Source organism: Micromonospora sp. NBS 11-29 (assembly GCF_002140155.1).
Lineage (GTDB): Bacteria > Actinomycetota > Actinomycetes > Mycobacteriales > Micromonosporaceae > Micromonospora.
In genome coordinates this window covers 317,540-334,140 of sequence record NZ_NAPR01000012.1, presented here as the reverse complement: position 1 = coordinate 334,140, position 16,601 = coordinate 317,540, and the positions used below count along the sequence as shown (strand labels likewise).

The window sequence follows — 16,601 nt, the reverse complement described above, 5'->3', positions numbered from 1 at the left end:
TCCGAGCCCCACCTGGTGGCAGGGCTCGGACGGGTGCATCGTGCGGGCGGTGGCCGGCTGGCCACCGGGCCGGCGATACGCCTGCCCACCGGCCGGCGGGGTCGGGATCGCCCAGCCGCCGCTCGCGAGCGGGATCGCTGAGGAGCGTCGGAACCTCGCCGGAGCGTGGTCACACCGCCTGTGGGAAGGCGAAGAAACGGTCCGGGTCGTACCGGCGTTTGACCTGCACGAGCCGATCGGCGTTCGGCCCGTAGTAGGCCCGCTGCCAGTCTTCGAGGTCGGGGTCGGTGAAGTTGACGTAGGACGCGTCCGGGGCGAACCGGCCCGACTCGACGTAGCGGGCATGCAGCCATTCCAGGTTGGCGCGAACGACCTCCGGCGAGTCGGTTTCGGCCCATGAGGTGTCGAGGCTGAGCAGGAACCGGGTGTCGCGATGCGGGAACGCGGTGTCCGCCACCGGTACGCGGCTGATCGCTCCGCCCCACGCGAACAGCGCGGCCCCGGCCCCGTCCGCGTTTCCGCTGCCGGGCCACTTCTCCACGCCCCGTACCAGTGCGACCAGTCCGGCGTCGTCGATCGAATGCGGCACGCAGCGGTTGCGTACCGCGAAGGCGCCGCCGGCGCTGCTGTGGTGCAGGTAGGTGGCGGCAGCCCAGAAGTCCCGGTCCTCGACCTCAGCCCGGTGGGGCCGGGCGACGGCGTGGGCGGGCGCCAGCAACTCGCGCAGCTCCGCCGCCGGGCCGAGGTGGTGGCCCACCACGGACACGACACCCGCGCCGCCGGACGAGCGGGAGATGCCGATGCGGGCGGAGAAGCCGTCCGGTGCCGTCCGCATGATCTCCTGCATCGTGGCGAGCACCTCGACCGCGTGCGGCCACGACCACAGCACCAGGCAGGTCGACCCGGCCGGAGCGGGGCGGACCTGGAAGGTGAAGCTCGTGTTGACACCGAAGTTGCCGCCCCCGCCACCCCGGCACGCCCAGAACAGGTCCGGATGTTCCCGCGCCGAGGCGGTGACCCTGGTCCCGTCGGCCAGTACCACGTCGGTCGAGACCAGCGCGTCGCAGGTGAGCCCGTGCGCGCGAGAAATCGTGGTGACACCTCCGCCGAGGGTCAGGCCCCCGATGCCGACCGTGTCGGAGTTGCCCAGCGGGAACGTGACGTCGTGCGGCCGCAGGGCCGCGTAGATGGCCTTCATCGGAGTGCCGCCCGCCACCACGGCCTGTCCGTTGTCCGGGTCGAACCGGACACCTGCGAGCTTCCGCAGGTCCAGCACCAGCCCGGAGGACACGGAGTAACCGGCATAGCTGTGACCGCCGCCACGGACGACCAGCGGCACCGACTCGGCACGGGCCCAGTCGATGGCCCGGCTGACATCCCCGGCGTGAGCGACCGTGAGGACGGCCGCCGGTCGGATGCCGGCGAACCGCCGGTTCGCCGGCGAGCCTGCTTCCGTGAAGCCGGGATCGCCGGGGAGCCGGAGCTCGCCGTCGACGAGACCGCGCAGCATCCGCCATCCGGTCATCGCGCCGCTCCCGGGATCTCCTCAAGGTACGACACGCCGGTGGCGGTGTGCTCGCCGTAGCGCTGCCAGACCTCACGCAGCACCAGGGTGTCGCCGAGCCACTGCGGCGTGTTGGTGCTGTGCCCGGCGATCACCTCGCCGCTGGCCAGCACCATGGTGTAGGCCAGGCTGAGCACGCCGCGCTCGTCGCAGGTGCCGGTGATCGTGCCGCGCCGAACTCGTCCACCCTCGAACACCGCCCAGACCAGGTTCCCGCGCTGGTGGTACACGGCGCAGGTGCCGTCGCCGCCGCCCAGCGCGCGAAACCGACGGCCGTCGTAGTCGATGCTCACGCGTCCACGTCCAGCAGCCCGGCGGGCATCGTCAGGGTGGTGCCCGGCGGCGGGGGAGCGACCGGTTCGGCATCCAGTTCGACCAGTGCCACCGCGTCGTCGAGCTGCCGGGCGCAGGTTTCCGGGTCCGGGGCGGAGCAGACGACGAACGAGTGGCGGGCGATGTAGCCGCCCGGTGGCAGCCGCAGTGTGGTGCCCGGCTCGACCATGCGGGACGCGAGCACCAGGCCGGGCGCCTGATCGGGTACGGCGACCGAGTGTACGACGCAGTCGTGGTCGGGGTAGCCGAACCGGATGCCGGCGACACCGGCGCGGGCATGGGTGAGGTCGGGCCGCTGGCCGGTGGCGACGTCGAACAGCACGCTGCCCGGTTCGATGCCGGTGGCGATCTGACCCAGATACGGGATCAGGTCACCGCCGAGGCGGCCGTTGACCTCGATGATCACCGGGCCGCCCGGGGTCAGCCGAACCTCGGTGTGCGTGATGCCGTTCTCGATGCCAAGGATCTGATGCGCCGTGACCAGCGCGTCCCGCAGCGTGTCGTCGGACCGCAGCGGGTCGGCGGAGTCCACGACGTGCCCCGTCTCCTCGAAGAACGGTGGCAGGCCGGTGGTCTTCCTGGCGACGAACATCGGCAGGTACTCGCCCTTGTGCACGGCGCCGTCGACGCTGATCTCCGGACCGTCGACGAAGCCCTCGACGATCGCTCCACCGCGGTAGGGCTCGTCGCCGATCAGGCTGGCCTCGTGCGCGACCCGGTACGCGAACTCGAGTTCCCGCTCGTCGGAGGCGAGCGAAACCCCCATGCTGGCGCCGAGCGCACGCGGCTTGACGATCACCGGGTATCCGATCCGGGCGGCGGCCGTGCGGGCCTGGTCGAGATCGGCGGTCAGCTCGAACCCGGGTTGCGGTGCGCCGGCCGCGGTCAACCGGGTACGGCAGCTGTACTTGTCCCGGCAACCGTGCACTCCTGCTATGCCCAGTCCGGGCACGCCGAACTCGGCGGCCAGCTCGGCCGCGGGCATCACCAGCGGCTCGTCCCAGCACATCAACCCGGTGACGGTGTACCTGCCGGCCAGCTCACGGGCGGTTTCGGCGAGCAGCCGGTGATCGAACACGTTGACCACGACGATGTCGTCGAAGTACTCGTGCTGCCAGGTCGGCCGGAGGTTGTTGATCAGCACCAGCCGCAGCCCGGCCTCGCGGGCACGTTCGGCGACGGCACGGACGATGTACTCGCGGTAGAGCCTGAGGCCGCTGCCGACAACGAGCAGCGCGCCGGGTGCGGGTGTGGTCATGAGGGTGTCCTCCAGGGTGCGGTGGGTGTCATGGGGTCGACGCCGCGGCACCGGCGGCTCGACCCCGGAAGCTCGTCGACGACCGCGTCGACGGCCTGCGGAGCGGTGCGGAATCCGTCGCCGCCGCTGGCCGGGCGGGCCCAGGCCCGGAGCCCGATCCGGACGAAGCCGGTGTCCGCGCCGGCTGCGGTGGCGTAGTGGCAGTGCCGCACGCGCACGACGTCGTACCGGTGAACGTCGGCCACGATGCCGGCCGAGAGCACCCGGGCGGCCCAGTCCGCTCCGTCGTCCGGATCGGACAGCGTGGTCACCCCACGCCGGACGGCATCGGTGCTGATCTTGAGCAGGGTGTCCGCCACCGGGGGCAGCAGCCACGCTCGGCCGTCGGTGCCGATCCCACCCGCCGCGGGTGCCGCCACCCAGTTGTGGACCAGCTCAGCCGGTGGCCGCAGATAGACCATGGTCTGCCGGTGCAGCGTCACCGGCAGGTCGATCAGGGTCGCCGACCAGGGCCCGGCCGTGACGAGCACCGCGTCACCGGACTCGACCGAGCCGTCGGCCAGCAGCACCCGGCCGGTGTCCGGTCCCACGCCGACGATCTCCCGGCCGGGCCGCAGGTCCGCCAGCCGGTGGCGCCGCAACCACCGGACCGCTGCCCGCAGGATGCGGTCGGCGAGCAGGACGCCCGCGTGCGGCTCGAACACGACTGCGGCGCCGGCCGGAAAGCCGATGTGCGGACGGTCCGCCGGGTCGGTGACCCGGATCGGCAGCCCGGTGGCCTNGGGAGGGAGTGCCGTCAGCACCCCGACGCGCCGATAGAGGCGGGCGCCCGACAGGCCTCCGCTGATCAGGGAGTCCAGCTCACGCCAGCGGCGGTGCAGTTGTGCCGCCCGTTCGGTGCCGGCCACGTCGCCGCTGGCCAGGGCGCGCAGAACCCGGTGCTGGTCGAAGGACGTCGACTCCGGATGCGGGATCGGGCCGTGCTCCAGCAGCACCACCCGGTGCCCGGCCAGGACGCACCGGATCGCGGCGAGCAGCCCGGTGACGCCGGCACCGACCACCACGATCCGCGGCCGGTTCCGGTCCGCCCGGCGGGTGGTCCCGGTCATCGCCCGCCCCTCGCCGCGGCCAGCTGCGGCAGCGGCACCGGGACGACGGAGGTGACCTCGGCGGGATTCGTGCTGGCGTTCGCGCAGTCACCCGAGGCATGGGCCGCCAGATCGACCAGGATCGGCGCGGCCGCCCGGAGCAGCCAGCCGACCTCGAAGCAGAAGTCACCGGCGTCGTCGTCTGCCGCCGGCCAGCGGTCCAGCCTGGTCAGGTGGTCGCTGATCGCCTCCGCCGCGCGGTTGAGGCTGAACCCGGCCAGCTCGTAGGACGCCGCGAACCGGTCGGACATGCGAGCTGCGGCGTGGCGCGAGCGCGCCGACACCGGCAGTGGGCCGCGCCCGACCCAGCGGTTCACCCGCTCGGCGACCCGGTTCCATGGCCCGGTCAGCCGGGACTCGGTGACTCTCGCGAGCGCGTCCCGGCTGAAGCTGGTCCGCTGGTGTTCCGGGCTGGTCGTGGCCAGGTAGAACCGGATCAGGTCGCGGGGCACCTCGGCAGCCAGGTCCCGGCCCCGAACCACATGTCCGCGGCTGGTGGAGAACTTCTGGTGGTCCAGCTCGTAGAACTCGTTGGTCAGGTAGCGGGTGGGCAGCTCGTAACGGTCGTCGCAGGCCAGCAGCATCGCCGGACCGGTGATCGCGAACGGGTAGAAGTTGTCGAATCCGAGGAAGTAGACGATCTCCGACTCGCTGCCGGCCAGCCACAGTCCGTCCTCGCCGGACGGGGGGTGCCCTCGGCTCTCCGCCGCCAGCGCCGAGCAGTGCATGCTCCACGCCATCGCTTCGGCGTTGGGGTTGACCACCTGCCCCGCGACCTCCGGAAACGGCACCTTGATGCCCCACGGCACCGGATAGGTCACCGGGAAGTCGGGCAGTGGTCGAGACAGCACCCGCGCCATGGCCTGCGCCATGTGCGGCCGCATACCGTCGGCGTGCCTCTCGACGTGCGTGCGGAGCCGATCGCGATAGCGCTCGACCGGAAGGACGAGCACCCGGGCGTTCCGCAGCGGTACCGGCTCGTCCGGGTCCAGGGTGGACCGCAGGTTGAGCAGCTCGCCCGCCGGCACCAGGTGCCCGCAGCTCTCGCACAGCCCGGCGCAGCCCTCGGCCAGGCACTCCGGGCAGTTGCCGGAGACGAAGCCGTCCACCAGGAACTGCCCGGTCCGCTCCGAGTACGGGAACGGCATCGTCCTCAGCTCCAGCCGGCCTGCCGCGCGCAGCCGGCCGATGAAGTCGACAACCCACCCGGTGAATCGGTCGTCGTCGCCGGTGTAGCTGTCGACGCCGATTCCCATCGTCGCCAGGGTCGACTCGATCTGCGCGGCCGAGGTGGCCACCAGCTCGTCGGCGTGGACGCCGCGGCGGTGGGCGGTCGTCACCACGAACGTCGAGGTGTCCTGGAAACCGGTGCCCAGGAGCACCTCCCGCCCCTGCGCCCGCGCGTAGCGGGTGTGCACGTCGGCAGCCAGGAACGGGCCCGCGATGTGCCCGAGGTGCAGGTCTCCGTTCGCCGTCGGCGCCGGCGAGATGACCACCGTCCGGGTGCTCATCATCGATCCGCTTCGTGCCGGGCCAGGAACGTCGCCGACATCTCGTGGTCCCACCAGATTCCGTAGTATTCGAAGTCGTCGGGGCCGTCGTTGACCACCCGGTGGGTGGACCCCGGCGGCATCCGGACGATGTCGCCCGCGGTGAACGGAGACCGCGTCCCGTCGACGACCACCGTGGCGGTGCCGGAGACGGCGATGAAGATCTCGTATTCGTGGTGGGAGTGCGGAGTCGACTCCGTCCCGGCACGCAGGACGCACCAGGCGCCCTCGAACGGCGCGTTGAGCGCCGGCCAGGGCAGCAGGCGCTGGCCGACGACCCCGTAGGCGGGTTCCAGACGGTCACGGTCGAGGCGGCGAATGTCGATCATGCCTGCACCGCCAGCGCCCGGTCGGCCGATACCTGGTCGACGCCGGCGCCCCGGTCGGCGGCACGGCGGTCGACGATGTCGCCGACGATGTCGGCCGAGCGTTGCGCGAGCACGCTGATGAGCGAGTCGGAGATGCCGTGCGTGGCTTCGTTGACGCCCTGGAGGTACAGGGCGCCCCTGGCATCCGCGCCCAGATCGACACGGTAGTGCCGGTTGACGGTGACCGTGGGCAGACCGATGGTGTCGGCCAGGTGGCGCACCATCGCCGGCATCCGTGAGTCGAAACCGGTGCCCAGGAAGAGCGCGTCGCATCGGACCTGCTCCACGCTGTCGTACCGGAGGTCGCGAACCTCGAGCACCACCTCCTCACCGCCTCCGGGCCCGGGCTCGACCGTCGCCCCGACGACCTCGGTGAGCCCGCGGACGCTGGAGACGGGTTGGCCGAGCATCTTCTGCCGGTAGATCATCGAGTACAGCTCATCGAGGAACGGCGGGGCCAGGCCCGCGTAGTTCGTCAGGTGCATCTCGTTGAGCACCTTGTGGCGAACCTGGTCGGACATGCCGAAAAAGGTGTCCACGAAGGACGGGTAGAACAGCTCGTTGACGAACTTGCTGGTCTGGTAGTTCTTGAGGGCGATCGAGCGCAGCAGCATCACGGGCGACGAGCCGGGGGCGTCCTGGTGCAGCGCCATGAACATCTCGGCCGCGCTCTGCGCGCCACCGATGACCACCGGCCGCAGTGGGCCGCCCGGGCGGGCCAGACTCGTGGCGGCGCCGACCCGGCTGCCGTACTCGGTGCTGTGGATGACCCGCTCGGTGGGCAGGCCGCGGAACACCTCGGGCACGAAGGCGTCCCGGCCACCACCGAAGACCAGGTCGCGGCAGACGACCGTATCGCCGTCGGACAGGTGCACCACAAAGCCGAGTACCGCGGCGTCGTCGGCCCGGATCGGCTGGATCCGCTCGGCGCGGACCTGGTACCGCACCCGGACGTGCTCCAACGTGTCGGCCACCCACTGCTGGTAGGCCGACAGCTGCCACCGGAACGGGTTGAACGTGCCGAGGTTGACGAACTCGTCAAGTTCCCCGTTCTCGTGCAGGAAGTTCAGGAACGAGAAGCGGCTACGCGGGTTTCGCAGGGTCACCAGATCCTTGAGGTACGACACCTGGCTGCGGGTCCAGGGCAGAAGCAGATTCCGCTGCCACTTCACATCCCCGTACTGCTCAAGGACCATGGCCCTGCCGGCGACCTCGGGTGAGTCGCACTCCTCGAGGGCCACCGCCAGCGCTAGGTTCGACGGACCTGCGCCGATCATCAGAACATCCACGTCGTGGACAGACACACGTATTCCTTCCGGGACGGGTGTGACGTGCCGCGACGGCACGCCACAGGGGCGCGGCGCACCGTCGACAACAGCGCTTTCCGGCTGTCGTGCATTCACTCAAGTTGAAGCACGCATTGATGGAAAGCATTGGGAGTGAAAGACAATCAAGTGATCGTGATCGCGGTCGACGAGTTAATGGTTGCGGCGCATCGTCCTTTGTCGGTCGAATGGAAGAGGCCTGGACATGTGACGCACGAGCAGTCCTGTCGCAGCGGCTGTCATCCGCTGCGATCCGCCACCACCGCCAATTCCGCTGGCAGCTATTCCCACGGGAGGGGCGGGTTGGTTCTTCTGCGCGGCCAAAACTTCCGACCAACCCTTCGGCGCGCTGCAATGGCAGCCGGAGGCGGAAGAGGCCACCTTCGATGTTGTGCCCGTGCGCCACCTGACGACGAGCCACCTGGAGACATCGCCGTGACCGCCACCATCGCCAGACCCGCCGGTGTGCTCACCGTCCTACGCCGGACTCCGACACCGGTGCGCTATCTGCTCGGGGGCGTGCTGGTCAACCAGCTTGGCGCGTTGGTCCAGACGTTCATGGTGCCCTACCTGGTCTTCCGCGGGTTGTCCGCCGGACAGGCCGGCAGCGCGATCGCCGCCTACAGCGTCGGATCGGTGGTGGGCGTGCTCGTCGGCGGCGAGCTGATCCACCGCATCGGCCCGCGCGGCGCCATCACCGTCGCGATGCTCGGCTCCGCCGCGATCCTCGCCGTCCTGCCTCTGCTCAGCCGGCCTTCGACGTTCGGCGTGCTGATGATCGCCCTGCTGTCGGCCGGGCTCGCGACCCAGAGCTACCGTCCCGCCGCGGCCGTACTGTTGAGCGACCTGATGCCGGACGAACTGCGCGTCATGGGTTTTTCGATGATGCGCATCGCACTGAACATCGGCGCCGCGCTGAGCCCGCTGATCGCCGCCGGGCTGATCCTGCTGGACTGGAACCTGTTGCTGTGGTTCGACGCTGCCACCGCGCTGGTCTACGCGATCCTCGCCCGCTGGCTGCTGCCCGATCTGCGGACCGGACGGAGGGTGCCCGGCGCAGTCGTCCAGGGGGGCACCGGATCCCGCACGGTGTACGGGATCCTGTTGCGTGACAGGCGCTTCTGGTTCTTCCTCGCCTCGACGGTGATCGGTGCGGTCATCTACGTCCAGTTCAACGTCGTCCTCCCGCTCAAGATCAGCTCCGAGGGGCATTCCACCGGTCTGTACAGCGGCCTACTGGTCACCGCGTCGATCGTGCTCATCCTCTGCGAACTGAAGATCACCGCAACCGTCGCCCGCTGGCCCGGTCACGTCGCGGCGACGGCGGGCACCGTGCTCATGGCAGTCGGTGCGGCCAGTTTCGGAGTCAGCGGTGGCTCAGCCGTGGCGCTCGTCGCGTGCACCGTCGTGTTCGTGTTCGGCACCATGATCAACGGGCCCACCATGTTCGCCTACCCCGCCACGTTTCCCGCGCCGGTGAACGCCCGCTACATCAGCGCGCACCAGGCGACTTTCGGCCTGGGGATGGCCACCGGCCCGCTGATCGGGGTCGCGGCGTGGGTGGGGCTGGGCAACGGGGTCTGGTGGCTGTGCGGCGGACTCGGACTGGTGGCGGCATGGTGCGCCCTGCTCGGGATGAAACCCCCGCGCCAGACACCGTAGTGCGACCGCCGCGCGACGCCGCCCGCCAGATGCCGGGCCCGTCCGAGGGCGGGCCGGATTGCCCCGATCGAACATGCCGTGCAGGAAAGGTTGACCCTGATGAGCGACATCCGCCATGTCTCCGGCGACGAGCGCCTGCGCACCGCCTTCACCCTCTATCCGTACGCCTTCGACGGATCGCCGTCGCCGGACGCGGCGGCGGGTCTGGCGAGCATTCTCCCCTTCCACGAGGGCAACCACACACTGATCGCCGAGGACGGTGGCCGGACGCTCGCCACGGCGGCGGCGATCCCGACGCACCAGAACCTGCGCGGCATCGTCATGCGGATGGCGGGCATCGCCTGGGTGGCCACCCATCCCGCCGCCCGCCGGCAGGGCCACTGTCGTCGACTGATGCGCCGGCTTCACCGCGACATGCTCGACACGGGACACCTGCTGGCCACGCTCTATCCCTTCCATCCGTCGTTCTACGAACAACTGGGCTACGTCGGGCTGCCACTGAACCGTACGGCGACGTTCGAGCCCGAGGGGTTGGCGCCGCTGCTGGGCGTCGAACTCCCCGGCGACGTGTCCTGGCAGGGGATACAGGACGGCTTCGAGGTCTACCGCGCCTTCCAGCGACGCCTGCTGGCGCAACGGCACGGTTTCATGTTCACCCCCGACTACCGAGCTGTCCGCATCCTCGCCCCCGCCGACCGCTGGCTCGCCGTCGCCTCGGTCGACGGGGAGGTGGCCGGTGTGCTCACCTACCGCATCGACGGCTACGGCGGCCGCCTGCACGGTGACGAGTTGCTGTACACCAGTGGGCTCGGACGGGCGTTGTTGCTCCAGTTCCTCGCCCAGCACGCCCACCAGGTCGCCGAGATCGTGCTCACCGTCGCGCCGGACGAGCATCCCGAGACCTGGGCGGGCTCCCTTGCCGTCCGGACCGAGGCGAGGGCGGCCTTCCCCACGTCGCCGCCCCTGATGGGTCGACTCCTGTCGATGGATGCGCTCCGCGACGTGCCCTGTGGCTCCGGACGGGCTCAGATAGAGATCGTCGATGATGAACTCCTCGCGGGGCGGTATCTGCTCGACGGGACCCGCGGGACGATCGACGTCACCGTCGCTGGACCGACCGGGGAGAGGGCCACACTCACCGCCGCTGGACTGTCCGGACTGGCCTACGGTGTGCTGGACCCGGCCGACGTCGTCGCGCGCGGCCTGGGAGACATCTCCGACAACGTGGCGGCCGAGCTACGCGCACTGCTGCCCCGCCGCACGCCGCACGCCTTCGGTAAGGGCTGATGCAGACCACGGCGGAGCTGGCACCAGGCCGACCGACGGTCCGGCCGAGGTCAGTCACCTGCTCTCAGGGCATTGAGTACGGCCGTCACCTCGGGGCGGGACGCGGCCGGTCGCCGGACACCGGCGGTGATGCGCCGGGTCAGCGGCGGGTTCAGCGGTCGGGTCACCACCCGGTATCGGGGGTCCACCGCCAACTTCGGCAGCAGGGTGATCGAGCGGCCGTTCTCCACGTGCTGGAGTGCCAGCATGTAGTTGTTGAACCGACAGACCACCACGGGCTCGAAGCCGGCCTCCCGGCACAGCCGGGTGGACAGCTCGGACATGTACGAGCCGGCGACGTCGAACGTCCAGCGCTGCTGCGCGCACGCCTCCAGGGCCACCGACTCGGCGCTGGCCAGCGGATGCGCCGGAGGCAGCACGAGCACGACCGGGTCGGTGGCGAGCGGCACCAGGTGGATCTGCGGGGAGAGCTCGGCGCCGGCGAAGTCGGCCGTGGTGATGATCAGGTCGACGTCGCCGCGACGCAGCGCGGGCATGCTCTCGTGCGGCTCCAACTCCAGCAACACCACGCTCACGTCGGGGTGTCGGGCGGCGAGACGGGCGAGCGCCGGTTCGGCGAGGGCCTGCACGGCGCTCTGGAACGCGGCCACGGTGACCGTGCCGGCCGGCTCATCGGCGAGGCGGCGCAGCTCCGTCTCGGCCGCGTCCATGGCCGCGAGGATCTCCCGAGCCCGGCCGGCGAGCAACATGCCGGCCGCGGTGAGCCGCACCCGCCGCCCGGTGCGTTCCAGCAGCGCGGTCCGGGTCTCCCGCTCCAGCGTGGTCAGCTGCTGCGACACCGCCGACGGGCTCAGGTTGCCGCGCTGCGCAACGGCCCGGACGGTGCCGAGGGTCGCCAGGTCGGCAAGGAGGCGCAGCCGCCACGGATTCAACGTCATGACCCGCGACTGTACGGCTCTGCTTAACAGCGGCAGCGGAAATGTGCGATGGACGTGCCCATCCGGGACTGCCTAGCGTCGGTCCATGGCTGATTCGTTCTGGTCCGACGCCGATCGTCACCTGGTCCGCTACATCGGTGCGGGCAGCTTCGTACCCGAGATCATCGAACGCGCCGAGGGCAGTTTCGTCTTCACCGCCGACGGCCGCCGCCTGCTCGACTTCACGTCGGGGCAGATGAGCGCGATCCTCGGCCACTCCCACCCGGCCGTCGTCGCCACGATCCAGCGGCAGGCAGCCACTCTCGACCACCTCTTCAGTGGCATGCTGAGCCGTCCCGTGGTCGAGCTGGCACGCCGCCTCGCCGGCACGCTGCCCGCGCCGCTGGAGAAGGTCCTGCTGCTCACCACCGGCGCGGAGGCCAACGAGGCGGCGATCCGGATGGCGAAGCTGGTCACCGGTCGGCACGAGATCATCTCGTTCGCCCGGTCGTGGCACGGGATGACGCACGCTGCGGCGAGCGCCACCTACAGCTCAGGACGCAAGGGGTACGGGCCCGCAGTCCCCGGCAACTTCGCGATCCCCACGCCGAACGCGTACCGACCCGACTTCACCTCTCCCAGCGGCGAGCTGGACTGGCGGCGTCAGCTGGAGTTCGCGTTCGAGCTGTTCGACGCCCAGTCGGTGGGCAGCCTCGCGGCGTGCATCGTCGAGCCGATCCTCAGCTCCGGCGGGGTGATCGACCTGCCGCCGGGATACCTCGCGGCGCTGCGCGACAAGGTGCACGAGCGCGGCGGGCTGTTGATCCTCGACGAGGCGCAGACCGGTCTGTGCCGCACCGGAGAGTGGTACGCGTTCCAGCGTGACGGCGTCGTGCCGGACATCCTGACCCTGTCCAAGACGCTCGGCGCCGGCCTGCCGCTGGCTGCTGTGGTGACCAGCCCGGAGATCGAGCAGACGGCGCACGAGCGCGGTTTCCTCTTCTTCACCACGCACGTGTCGGACCCGCTGGTGGCCGCGGTCGGCAACACGGTCCTGGACGTGCTGGCGGCCGACCGCCTCGACGAGCAGGCGGCGGAACTGGGCTCGTACCTGCGCAAGGGACTCCAGGAGATCAGCCGACGGCACCCGGTGGTCGGCGATGTGCGCGGTCGCGGGCTGCTGGTCGGGCTCGAGCTGGTCAGCGACCGGGAGTCGNCCTGCACATGAACGTGGTGCAGCTGCCGGGCCTGGGCGGCGTCTTCCGCATCGCGCCGGCACTCACCTCCAGCCACGCGGAGCTGGAGCTGGGCCTGGAAATCCTCGACCAGGCACTCGCCGATGTGGTGCCGCGGTTCATACCTTCGTCCGCCGTCACCCCTTCCTAACCGCAGGATCCCCTATCCGCCCATGATCGCGGGGCTCACGCCGGCAGCAGACGTTCGCGCTGTTCGCGTACCTCGTCAGCCAGCTCCGGGTCGGCGGCCAGGCAGGCCCGGAACTCCTCGTCCGCCTCGGTGTTCCGGCCCAGGGCGAGCAGGCAGGCGCCCCGGTGCAGCCGGGTCAGCGGCTCATCCTCGGCCCGCACCGCGACCGTGAGATCGGTGAGCGCGTCGTCGTAACGCCCCGCGTCGAGCAACGTCATGCCCCGGTTGAAGCGGTTGGCCGGATTGTCGTCCAGCTCGATCGCCCGCCCCAGGTCAGCGACCGCCGCCACCAGATCGCCGGCCTGGTGGGCGGCAAGTCCCCGGGCGGCCCAGGCGCTGGCCAACCCGGGCGCCTCGGCCAGCGCGGCACTCAGCGTCCGCCGGGCCAGCTCCGGATCGTCGGCCAGTTCCAGCTGTCCGCGTACGCAGATCAGATGCGCGTTGCCCGGATGCTGCGCCAACCCGTCGTGGACATCCGCCCAGGCGCCCTCGGTGTCGTCGAGGGCGTACCGCAGCCCGGCGCGGTTGATCCGGGCGTCCAGGTGCTGCGGGTCCAGCTCCAGCACGTAGCTGAACCCGGCCAGCGCCGCCTCGACCTGACCGAGCTCCAGCAGGGTGTCCGCCCGGTTGTAGTGGACCTCCGGGAACGGCGGCGACAGCCGTAGCGCCCGCTCATAGCTGACCAGCGCATCCTCCGGACGGCCCAGCCGGCGCAGCAGGGAGCCCCGGTCGAGGTGGTATTCGGCGTAGTTCGGGTCGTTGGTGATCACCGCGTCCAGCTCCACCAGCGCCTCATCCGGTTTGCCGAGCGCGGAGAGCAGTTGCGACCGGTTGTGCCGCAGCACCGAGCGGTGCAACTGGTGCTGATCGGTCCCCAGGGTCTGGTCCAGGTCGGCCAATCCCTCGGTGACCAGTTGCAACGCCTCTTCGAGCTGCCCTTCGTGCATGGCGACCAGGGCGAGGCCGTTGCGGTTGAAGACCAGGTGCGCGGCCCGCTCTCTCGGGTCGGACATCAGCCGGGCGTAGGCGATCGCCGCGTTGCTCCAGGCCCGGGCCTGACGGTGGTCGCGTTCGCCGGTCTCCACGTGCCGGGTGTAGATCATCGAGGTGGCGTACGCCGCCTGCATGTGTACGGTCGGGTTGTCGGTGTGCCGGCGAGCCTCGTCGTAGAGGGCCAGCGCCTCCATCGGCCGGCCCAGCGCCAGCAGTGAGGTGGTCGACTTGGTGGTGAAGGCCCACCACTGGCCGAGCTGCTCGGTCCAGTCGACCAGAGCCCGACCGCGCTGACCGTAGTCGATGGTCGCGTGGTAGAAGCCCATGTTGACGCCGTACTCCAGCGCTTCGCGGAGTGCCTCGACACCTGCCACCCGGGGTGCCGAGCCCCGCTCCCGGTGCCACGGGACGGCACCGAGCCGCAACGACCACTCGTTGCGCGTGGCGAGCTGATCGGCCCGCTCGTCGTGCCAGGCCGCCCGGGTCTCCGGAGCGGTGTCGGCGTAGGCCCGCAGCACCTCCGGGTCGTCGTCGACGCAGTCGGCGGCGACATAGGCCCGGGCCAGCAGGGTCGGATCAGCGCCGGCCGGCACCGGAACACCGATCCGGTCAGCCGCCGCGGCTTCGGGCGCGAGGTTTTCGACCGGCAACGCGTACCGGTGCAGCGCCGGTTGCAGGGAGACCGCCACCGCCCCGACCGGGTCCGCGACCGTCTCCGAGGCAGTCGCCAGCCGCAGGTGCAGCAGCCGCCGATCGGCGCGGCGCAGCAGCACCGCGAAGAACTCCTGGTCGGTCGGGTCGGCCTCGTGCAGGTTCTGCACCAGCAGGCACCACGGTCCGGTGGTGGAGTTCGGCGATCCGGCGGCCGACCCCGACGGTCCGTCGGCGAGTACCGGCAGCGCGGCGTGCAGCAACTCGACGATGCCGTGCGCGTGACGTAGGGTCCGCATCCGCGAGTAGAAGCGGGTCCGCTCGGTCGGTACCGCCAGGGAGGTCAGCGTCTCCCGGTTGGCCGGCACGAGTTCGCGCAGCTCGTGGGCGACGGAGAGGATCTCGATCTCGTGCCGGGTGACCAGCTCGGGTCGCCGCTCCAGCAGGGTGGGGACGATGGCCCGCACCAGCGTGCCGACCGCCGTGTACGGCCCGCGCAGCCGGCGGTGGGCGTCCAGATCGGCGAGGATCGGCAGGTCGACCCCGGTGGTGAGCAGCCGGCGTCGATCACCGTACCGGGCCGCGCGGATCCAACGGTGCGGGGTTTCTGCCATGGTCGTACCCTTCTGCCGTGCTGCCCGGACGGGCCGGAGGACGGGCGTGTCGTCAGATCGGAGATCAACGTACGGTCGGGTCGGTGGACCGACGTGCGCTCAGGTGGAGGCGGCCGACACGTCGCGGGCCCGGGCGGCCCGGCGGCGGTTGCGGACCGCGAGGTAGCCGACGATGCCGAGCTGGCCGGCGCTGAGGGCGAGGATCATCGCCGAGTCGATCAGGTTGGCGGTGCCGGCCCTGCCGTCGAGTTCGGCGACGGCCTCGGTGATGAAGGTGAGGGCGAGCGGCACGACCGCGAAGACCATCGTGGCCAGGGTGACCGCGTAACCGGCCACCATGAACCAGACATACCAGCGGGCGGCGCGCCGGTCGGTGGGGTGCGGGTCCGGATCACCGCCGGCTGGGGCGGGCCGGTGCAGCAACCGGCGGATTCGCTGGCGCAGCAGCAGAGTGGCCGCCGAGTGCAGATCGACTGTGCCGAGCACCAGCGAGAGCAGATAGTAGAGATCGGTGCGCAGGTAGAAGAAGAACTGCCAGAGGATGCGCAGCATGGTGCCGAAGCTGATCGCCAGGCAGACCCGGGCCAGCAGGGGCAGCGAACCGTCGTCGGCCCGCAGCGCCGCCGCGGTCAGTGTCAGCAGGGCCATGACCACCAGGTCGGCGCCCATACCCGCCAGCATCGGTATCCACCGGCTGCGGCGGGGCACCATCACCAGCCCGTCCATCGAGGTCTCGAAGACCAGGTAGTGCAGGCGGTGACCGATGCTCAGGGTGCTGTTCAGCCCGAGCCGCCGCCCCGCCAGGGCGTGCGCCGCCTCGTGCAGCAGTACGAAGGGCCACTGGCCGACCGCGAGCACGATCGTGACGATGGTCAGGTAGTCGGTGAAGAAGATCTGGCCGTAGTGCGGACGCAGGTCGGGCTCGGCGACCGCGACGACGACCCCGGTGGCCACCAGTAACGCGTAGGCGACCAATGCCATCGGGGAGAAGGCGACCGCGCCGAGCCGCTGCCAGCGCACCCGACCGCCGGCCGCCGCGTCACCCGGGCCGGTCCGCTCGGGGCCGGGGCCGGGGCCGGCCACCGTGTCGCCGGTCGGGCCGGCGCCGGGCGGGTCGAGTACGCCGATCGCGGCGAGGTCGTCCAGCATCCCGATGATGTCGATCTCTTCGTCGTACCGGCTGGCGTACCACTGGCCGGCCTGCTCGGGGGTCATCCCCTCGATCAGCCGGTGCACCACTTCGGCGGCGTCGGCGGGAACGACTGCGTAGGAGCCAGTCCCGTGCCGGCCGACGACGACGTCCTCGCCTTCGCGGAGAAACGCCAGCGCGGGTACGGGTACGGGTCGGTCCGGGGCGAAGCCGCCTGTGTCCGCCGCCGTCGGACCGGGCAGTGTGTCGCCTGCCATCGACCCGGCGGGGCTCTGGCCGTGTCCGGTGCGGCTCATCGGTCCTCCCCTGTCGGTGCTGGATCGCCGGGTGGGTGGGGCAAACCGGCGGCGCGGTAC

The 16,601-nt window shown here is 70.9% G+C and carries 14 protein-coding genes; 4 read left to right on the top strand and 10 right to left on the bottom strand.

Annotation, left to right across the window (positions count from 1 at the left end):
* Positions 1-169 precede the first annotated feature (169 nt).
* The 7 genes from B1205_RS16015 to B1205_RS15985 form a co-directional block, all read right to left on the bottom strand.
* Positions 170-1,525 (bottom strand): FAD-binding oxidoreductase, encoded by a 1,356-nt coding sequence (locus B1205_RS16015; RefSeq protein WP_089156341.1) that lies wholly within the window; start codon positions 1,523-1,525, stop codon positions 170-172.
* Positions 1,522-1,857 (bottom strand): hypothetical protein, encoded by a 336-nt coding sequence (locus tag B1205_RS16010; protein WP_089156340.1) that lies wholly within the window; start codon positions 1,855-1,857, stop codon positions 1,522-1,524. The genes B1205_RS16015 and B1205_RS16010 overlap by 4 nt, the downstream gene beginning before the upstream one ends.
* Positions 1,854-3,155 carry an ATP-grasp domain-containing protein gene (locus B1205_RS16005; protein ID WP_089156406.1) on the bottom strand — a complete coding sequence of 434 codons (1,302 nt, stop codon included), beginning with the start codon at positions 3,153-3,155 and terminating at the stop codon, positions 1,854-1,856. Before B1205_RS16005 ends, B1205_RS16010 begins: the two co-directional genes overlap by 4 nt.
* Complete coding sequence (locus tag B1205_RS16000) at positions 3,152-4,264, bottom strand: NAD(P)/FAD-dependent oxidoreductase (RefSeq protein ID WP_176308632.1); 1,113 nt, start codon at positions 4,262-4,264, stop codon at positions 3,152-3,154. The genes B1205_RS16005 and B1205_RS16000 overlap by 4 nt, the downstream gene beginning before the upstream one ends.
* Positions 4,261-5,814, bottom strand: coding sequence for a class I tRNA ligase family protein (locus tag B1205_RS15995; protein WP_089156339.1), 1,554 nt, complete (start codon positions 5,812-5,814; stop codon positions 4,261-4,263). The genes B1205_RS16000 and B1205_RS15995 overlap by 4 nt, the downstream gene beginning before the upstream one ends.
* Positions 5,814-6,182, bottom strand: coding sequence for a cupin domain-containing protein (locus B1205_RS15990; RefSeq protein ID WP_176308631.1), 369 nt, complete (start codon positions 6,180-6,182; stop codon positions 5,814-5,816). The genes B1205_RS15995 and B1205_RS15990 overlap by 1 nt, the downstream gene beginning before the upstream one ends.
* Complete coding sequence (locus tag B1205_RS15985) at positions 6,179-7,498, bottom strand: SidA/IucD/PvdA family monooxygenase (protein WP_254909990.1); 1,320 nt, start codon at positions 7,496-7,498, stop codon at positions 6,179-6,181. The genes B1205_RS15990 and B1205_RS15985 overlap by 4 nt, the downstream gene beginning before the upstream one ends.
* Before the next feature lie 483 nt (positions 7,499-7,981).
* Here B1205_RS15985 and B1205_RS15980 point away from each other — a divergent pair, with 483 nt between their 5' ends.
* Together B1205_RS15980 and B1205_RS15975 are read left to right on the top strand one after the other, a co-directional pair.
* Entirely contained in the window at positions 7,982-9,208 is a 1,227-nt protein-coding gene (locus tag B1205_RS15980) for an MFS transporter (protein ID WP_176308630.1), read from the top strand.
* 99 nt (positions 9,209-9,307) lie between these two features.
* Entirely contained in the window at positions 9,308-10,495 is a 1,188-nt protein-coding gene (locus B1205_RS15975; protein WP_089156403.1) for a GNAT family N-acetyltransferase, read from the top strand.
* Between the two features lie 50 nt (positions 10,496-10,545).
* Here the strand turns inward: B1205_RS15975 and B1205_RS15970 are convergent, their stop codons facing one another.
* Positions 10,546-11,433, bottom strand: coding sequence for a LysR family transcriptional regulator (locus B1205_RS15970; RefSeq protein WP_089156336.1), 888 nt, complete (start codon positions 11,431-11,433; stop codon positions 10,546-10,548).
* Between the two features lie 85 nt (positions 11,434-11,518).
* Here B1205_RS15970 and B1205_RS15965 point away from each other — a divergent pair, with 85 nt between their 5' ends.
* Entirely contained in the window at positions 11,519-12,640 is a 1,122-nt protein-coding gene (locus tag B1205_RS15965) for an aspartate aminotransferase family protein (protein WP_254909989.1), read from the top strand.
* Positions 12,637-12,798, top strand: a complete 162-nt coding sequence (locus B1205_RS31660) for a hypothetical protein (protein ID WP_254909988.1) — start codon at positions 12,637-12,639, stop codon at positions 12,796-12,798. The genes B1205_RS15965 and B1205_RS31660 overlap by 4 nt, the downstream gene beginning before the upstream one ends.
* A 35-nt stretch (positions 12,799-12,833) precedes the next feature.
* Here the strand turns inward: B1205_RS31660 and B1205_RS15960 are convergent, their stop codons facing one another.
* Both B1205_RS15960 and B1205_RS15955 read right to left on the bottom strand, forming a co-directional pair.
* Positions 12,834-15,095, bottom strand: coding sequence for a tetratricopeptide repeat protein (locus B1205_RS15960; RefSeq protein WP_089156335.1), 2,262 nt, complete (start codon positions 15,093-15,095; stop codon positions 12,834-12,836).
* Between the two features lie 99 nt (positions 15,096-15,194).
* Positions 15,195-16,541, bottom strand: a complete 1,347-nt coding sequence (locus tag B1205_RS15955; RefSeq protein ID WP_089156334.1) for a hypothetical protein — start codon at positions 16,539-16,541, stop codon at positions 15,195-15,197.
* Positions 16,542-16,601 lie beyond the last annotated feature (60 nt).

Bases quoted from the DNA above. Each gene is read 5' to 3' on its own strand.
- B1205_RS16015 (WP_089156341.1), bottom strand. From the start codon at position 1,525: ATGACCGGATGGCGGATGCTGCGCGGTCTCGTCGACGGCGAGCTCCGG.
- B1205_RS16005 (WP_089156406.1), bottom strand. From the start codon at position 3,155: ATGACCACACCCGCACCCGGCGCGCTGCTCGTTGTCGGCAGCGGCCTC.
- B1205_RS15995 (WP_089156339.1), bottom strand. From the start codon at position 5,814: ATGAGCACCCGGACGGTGGTCATCTCGCCGGCGCCGACGGCGAACGGA.
- B1205_RS15990 (WP_176308631.1), bottom strand. From the start codon at position 6,182: ATGATCGACATTCGCCGCCTCGACCGTGACCGTCTGGAACCCGCCTAC.
- B1205_RS15985 (WP_254909990.1), bottom strand. From the start codon at position 7,498: ATGATCGGCGCAGGTCCGTCGAACCTAGCGCTGGCGGTGGCCCTCGAG.
- B1205_RS15975 (WP_089156403.1), top strand. From the start codon at position 9,308: ATGAGCGACATCCGCCATGTCTCCGGCGACGAGCGCCTGCGCACCGCC.
- B1205_RS15970 (WP_089156336.1), bottom strand. From the start codon at position 11,433: ATGACGTTGAATCCGTGGCGGCTGCGCCTCCTTGCCGACCTGGCGACC.
- B1205_RS31660 (WP_254909988.1), top strand. From the start codon at position 12,637: ATGAACGTGGTGCAGCTGCCGGGCCTGGGCGGCGTCTTCCGCATCGCG.
- B1205_RS15960 (WP_089156335.1), bottom strand. From the start codon at position 15,095: ATGGCAGAAACCCCGCACCGTTGGATCCGCGCGGCCCGGTACGGTGAT.
- B1205_RS15955 (WP_089156334.1), bottom strand. From the start codon at position 16,541: ATGAGCCGCACCGGACACGGCCAGAGCCCCGCCGGGTCGATGGCAGGC.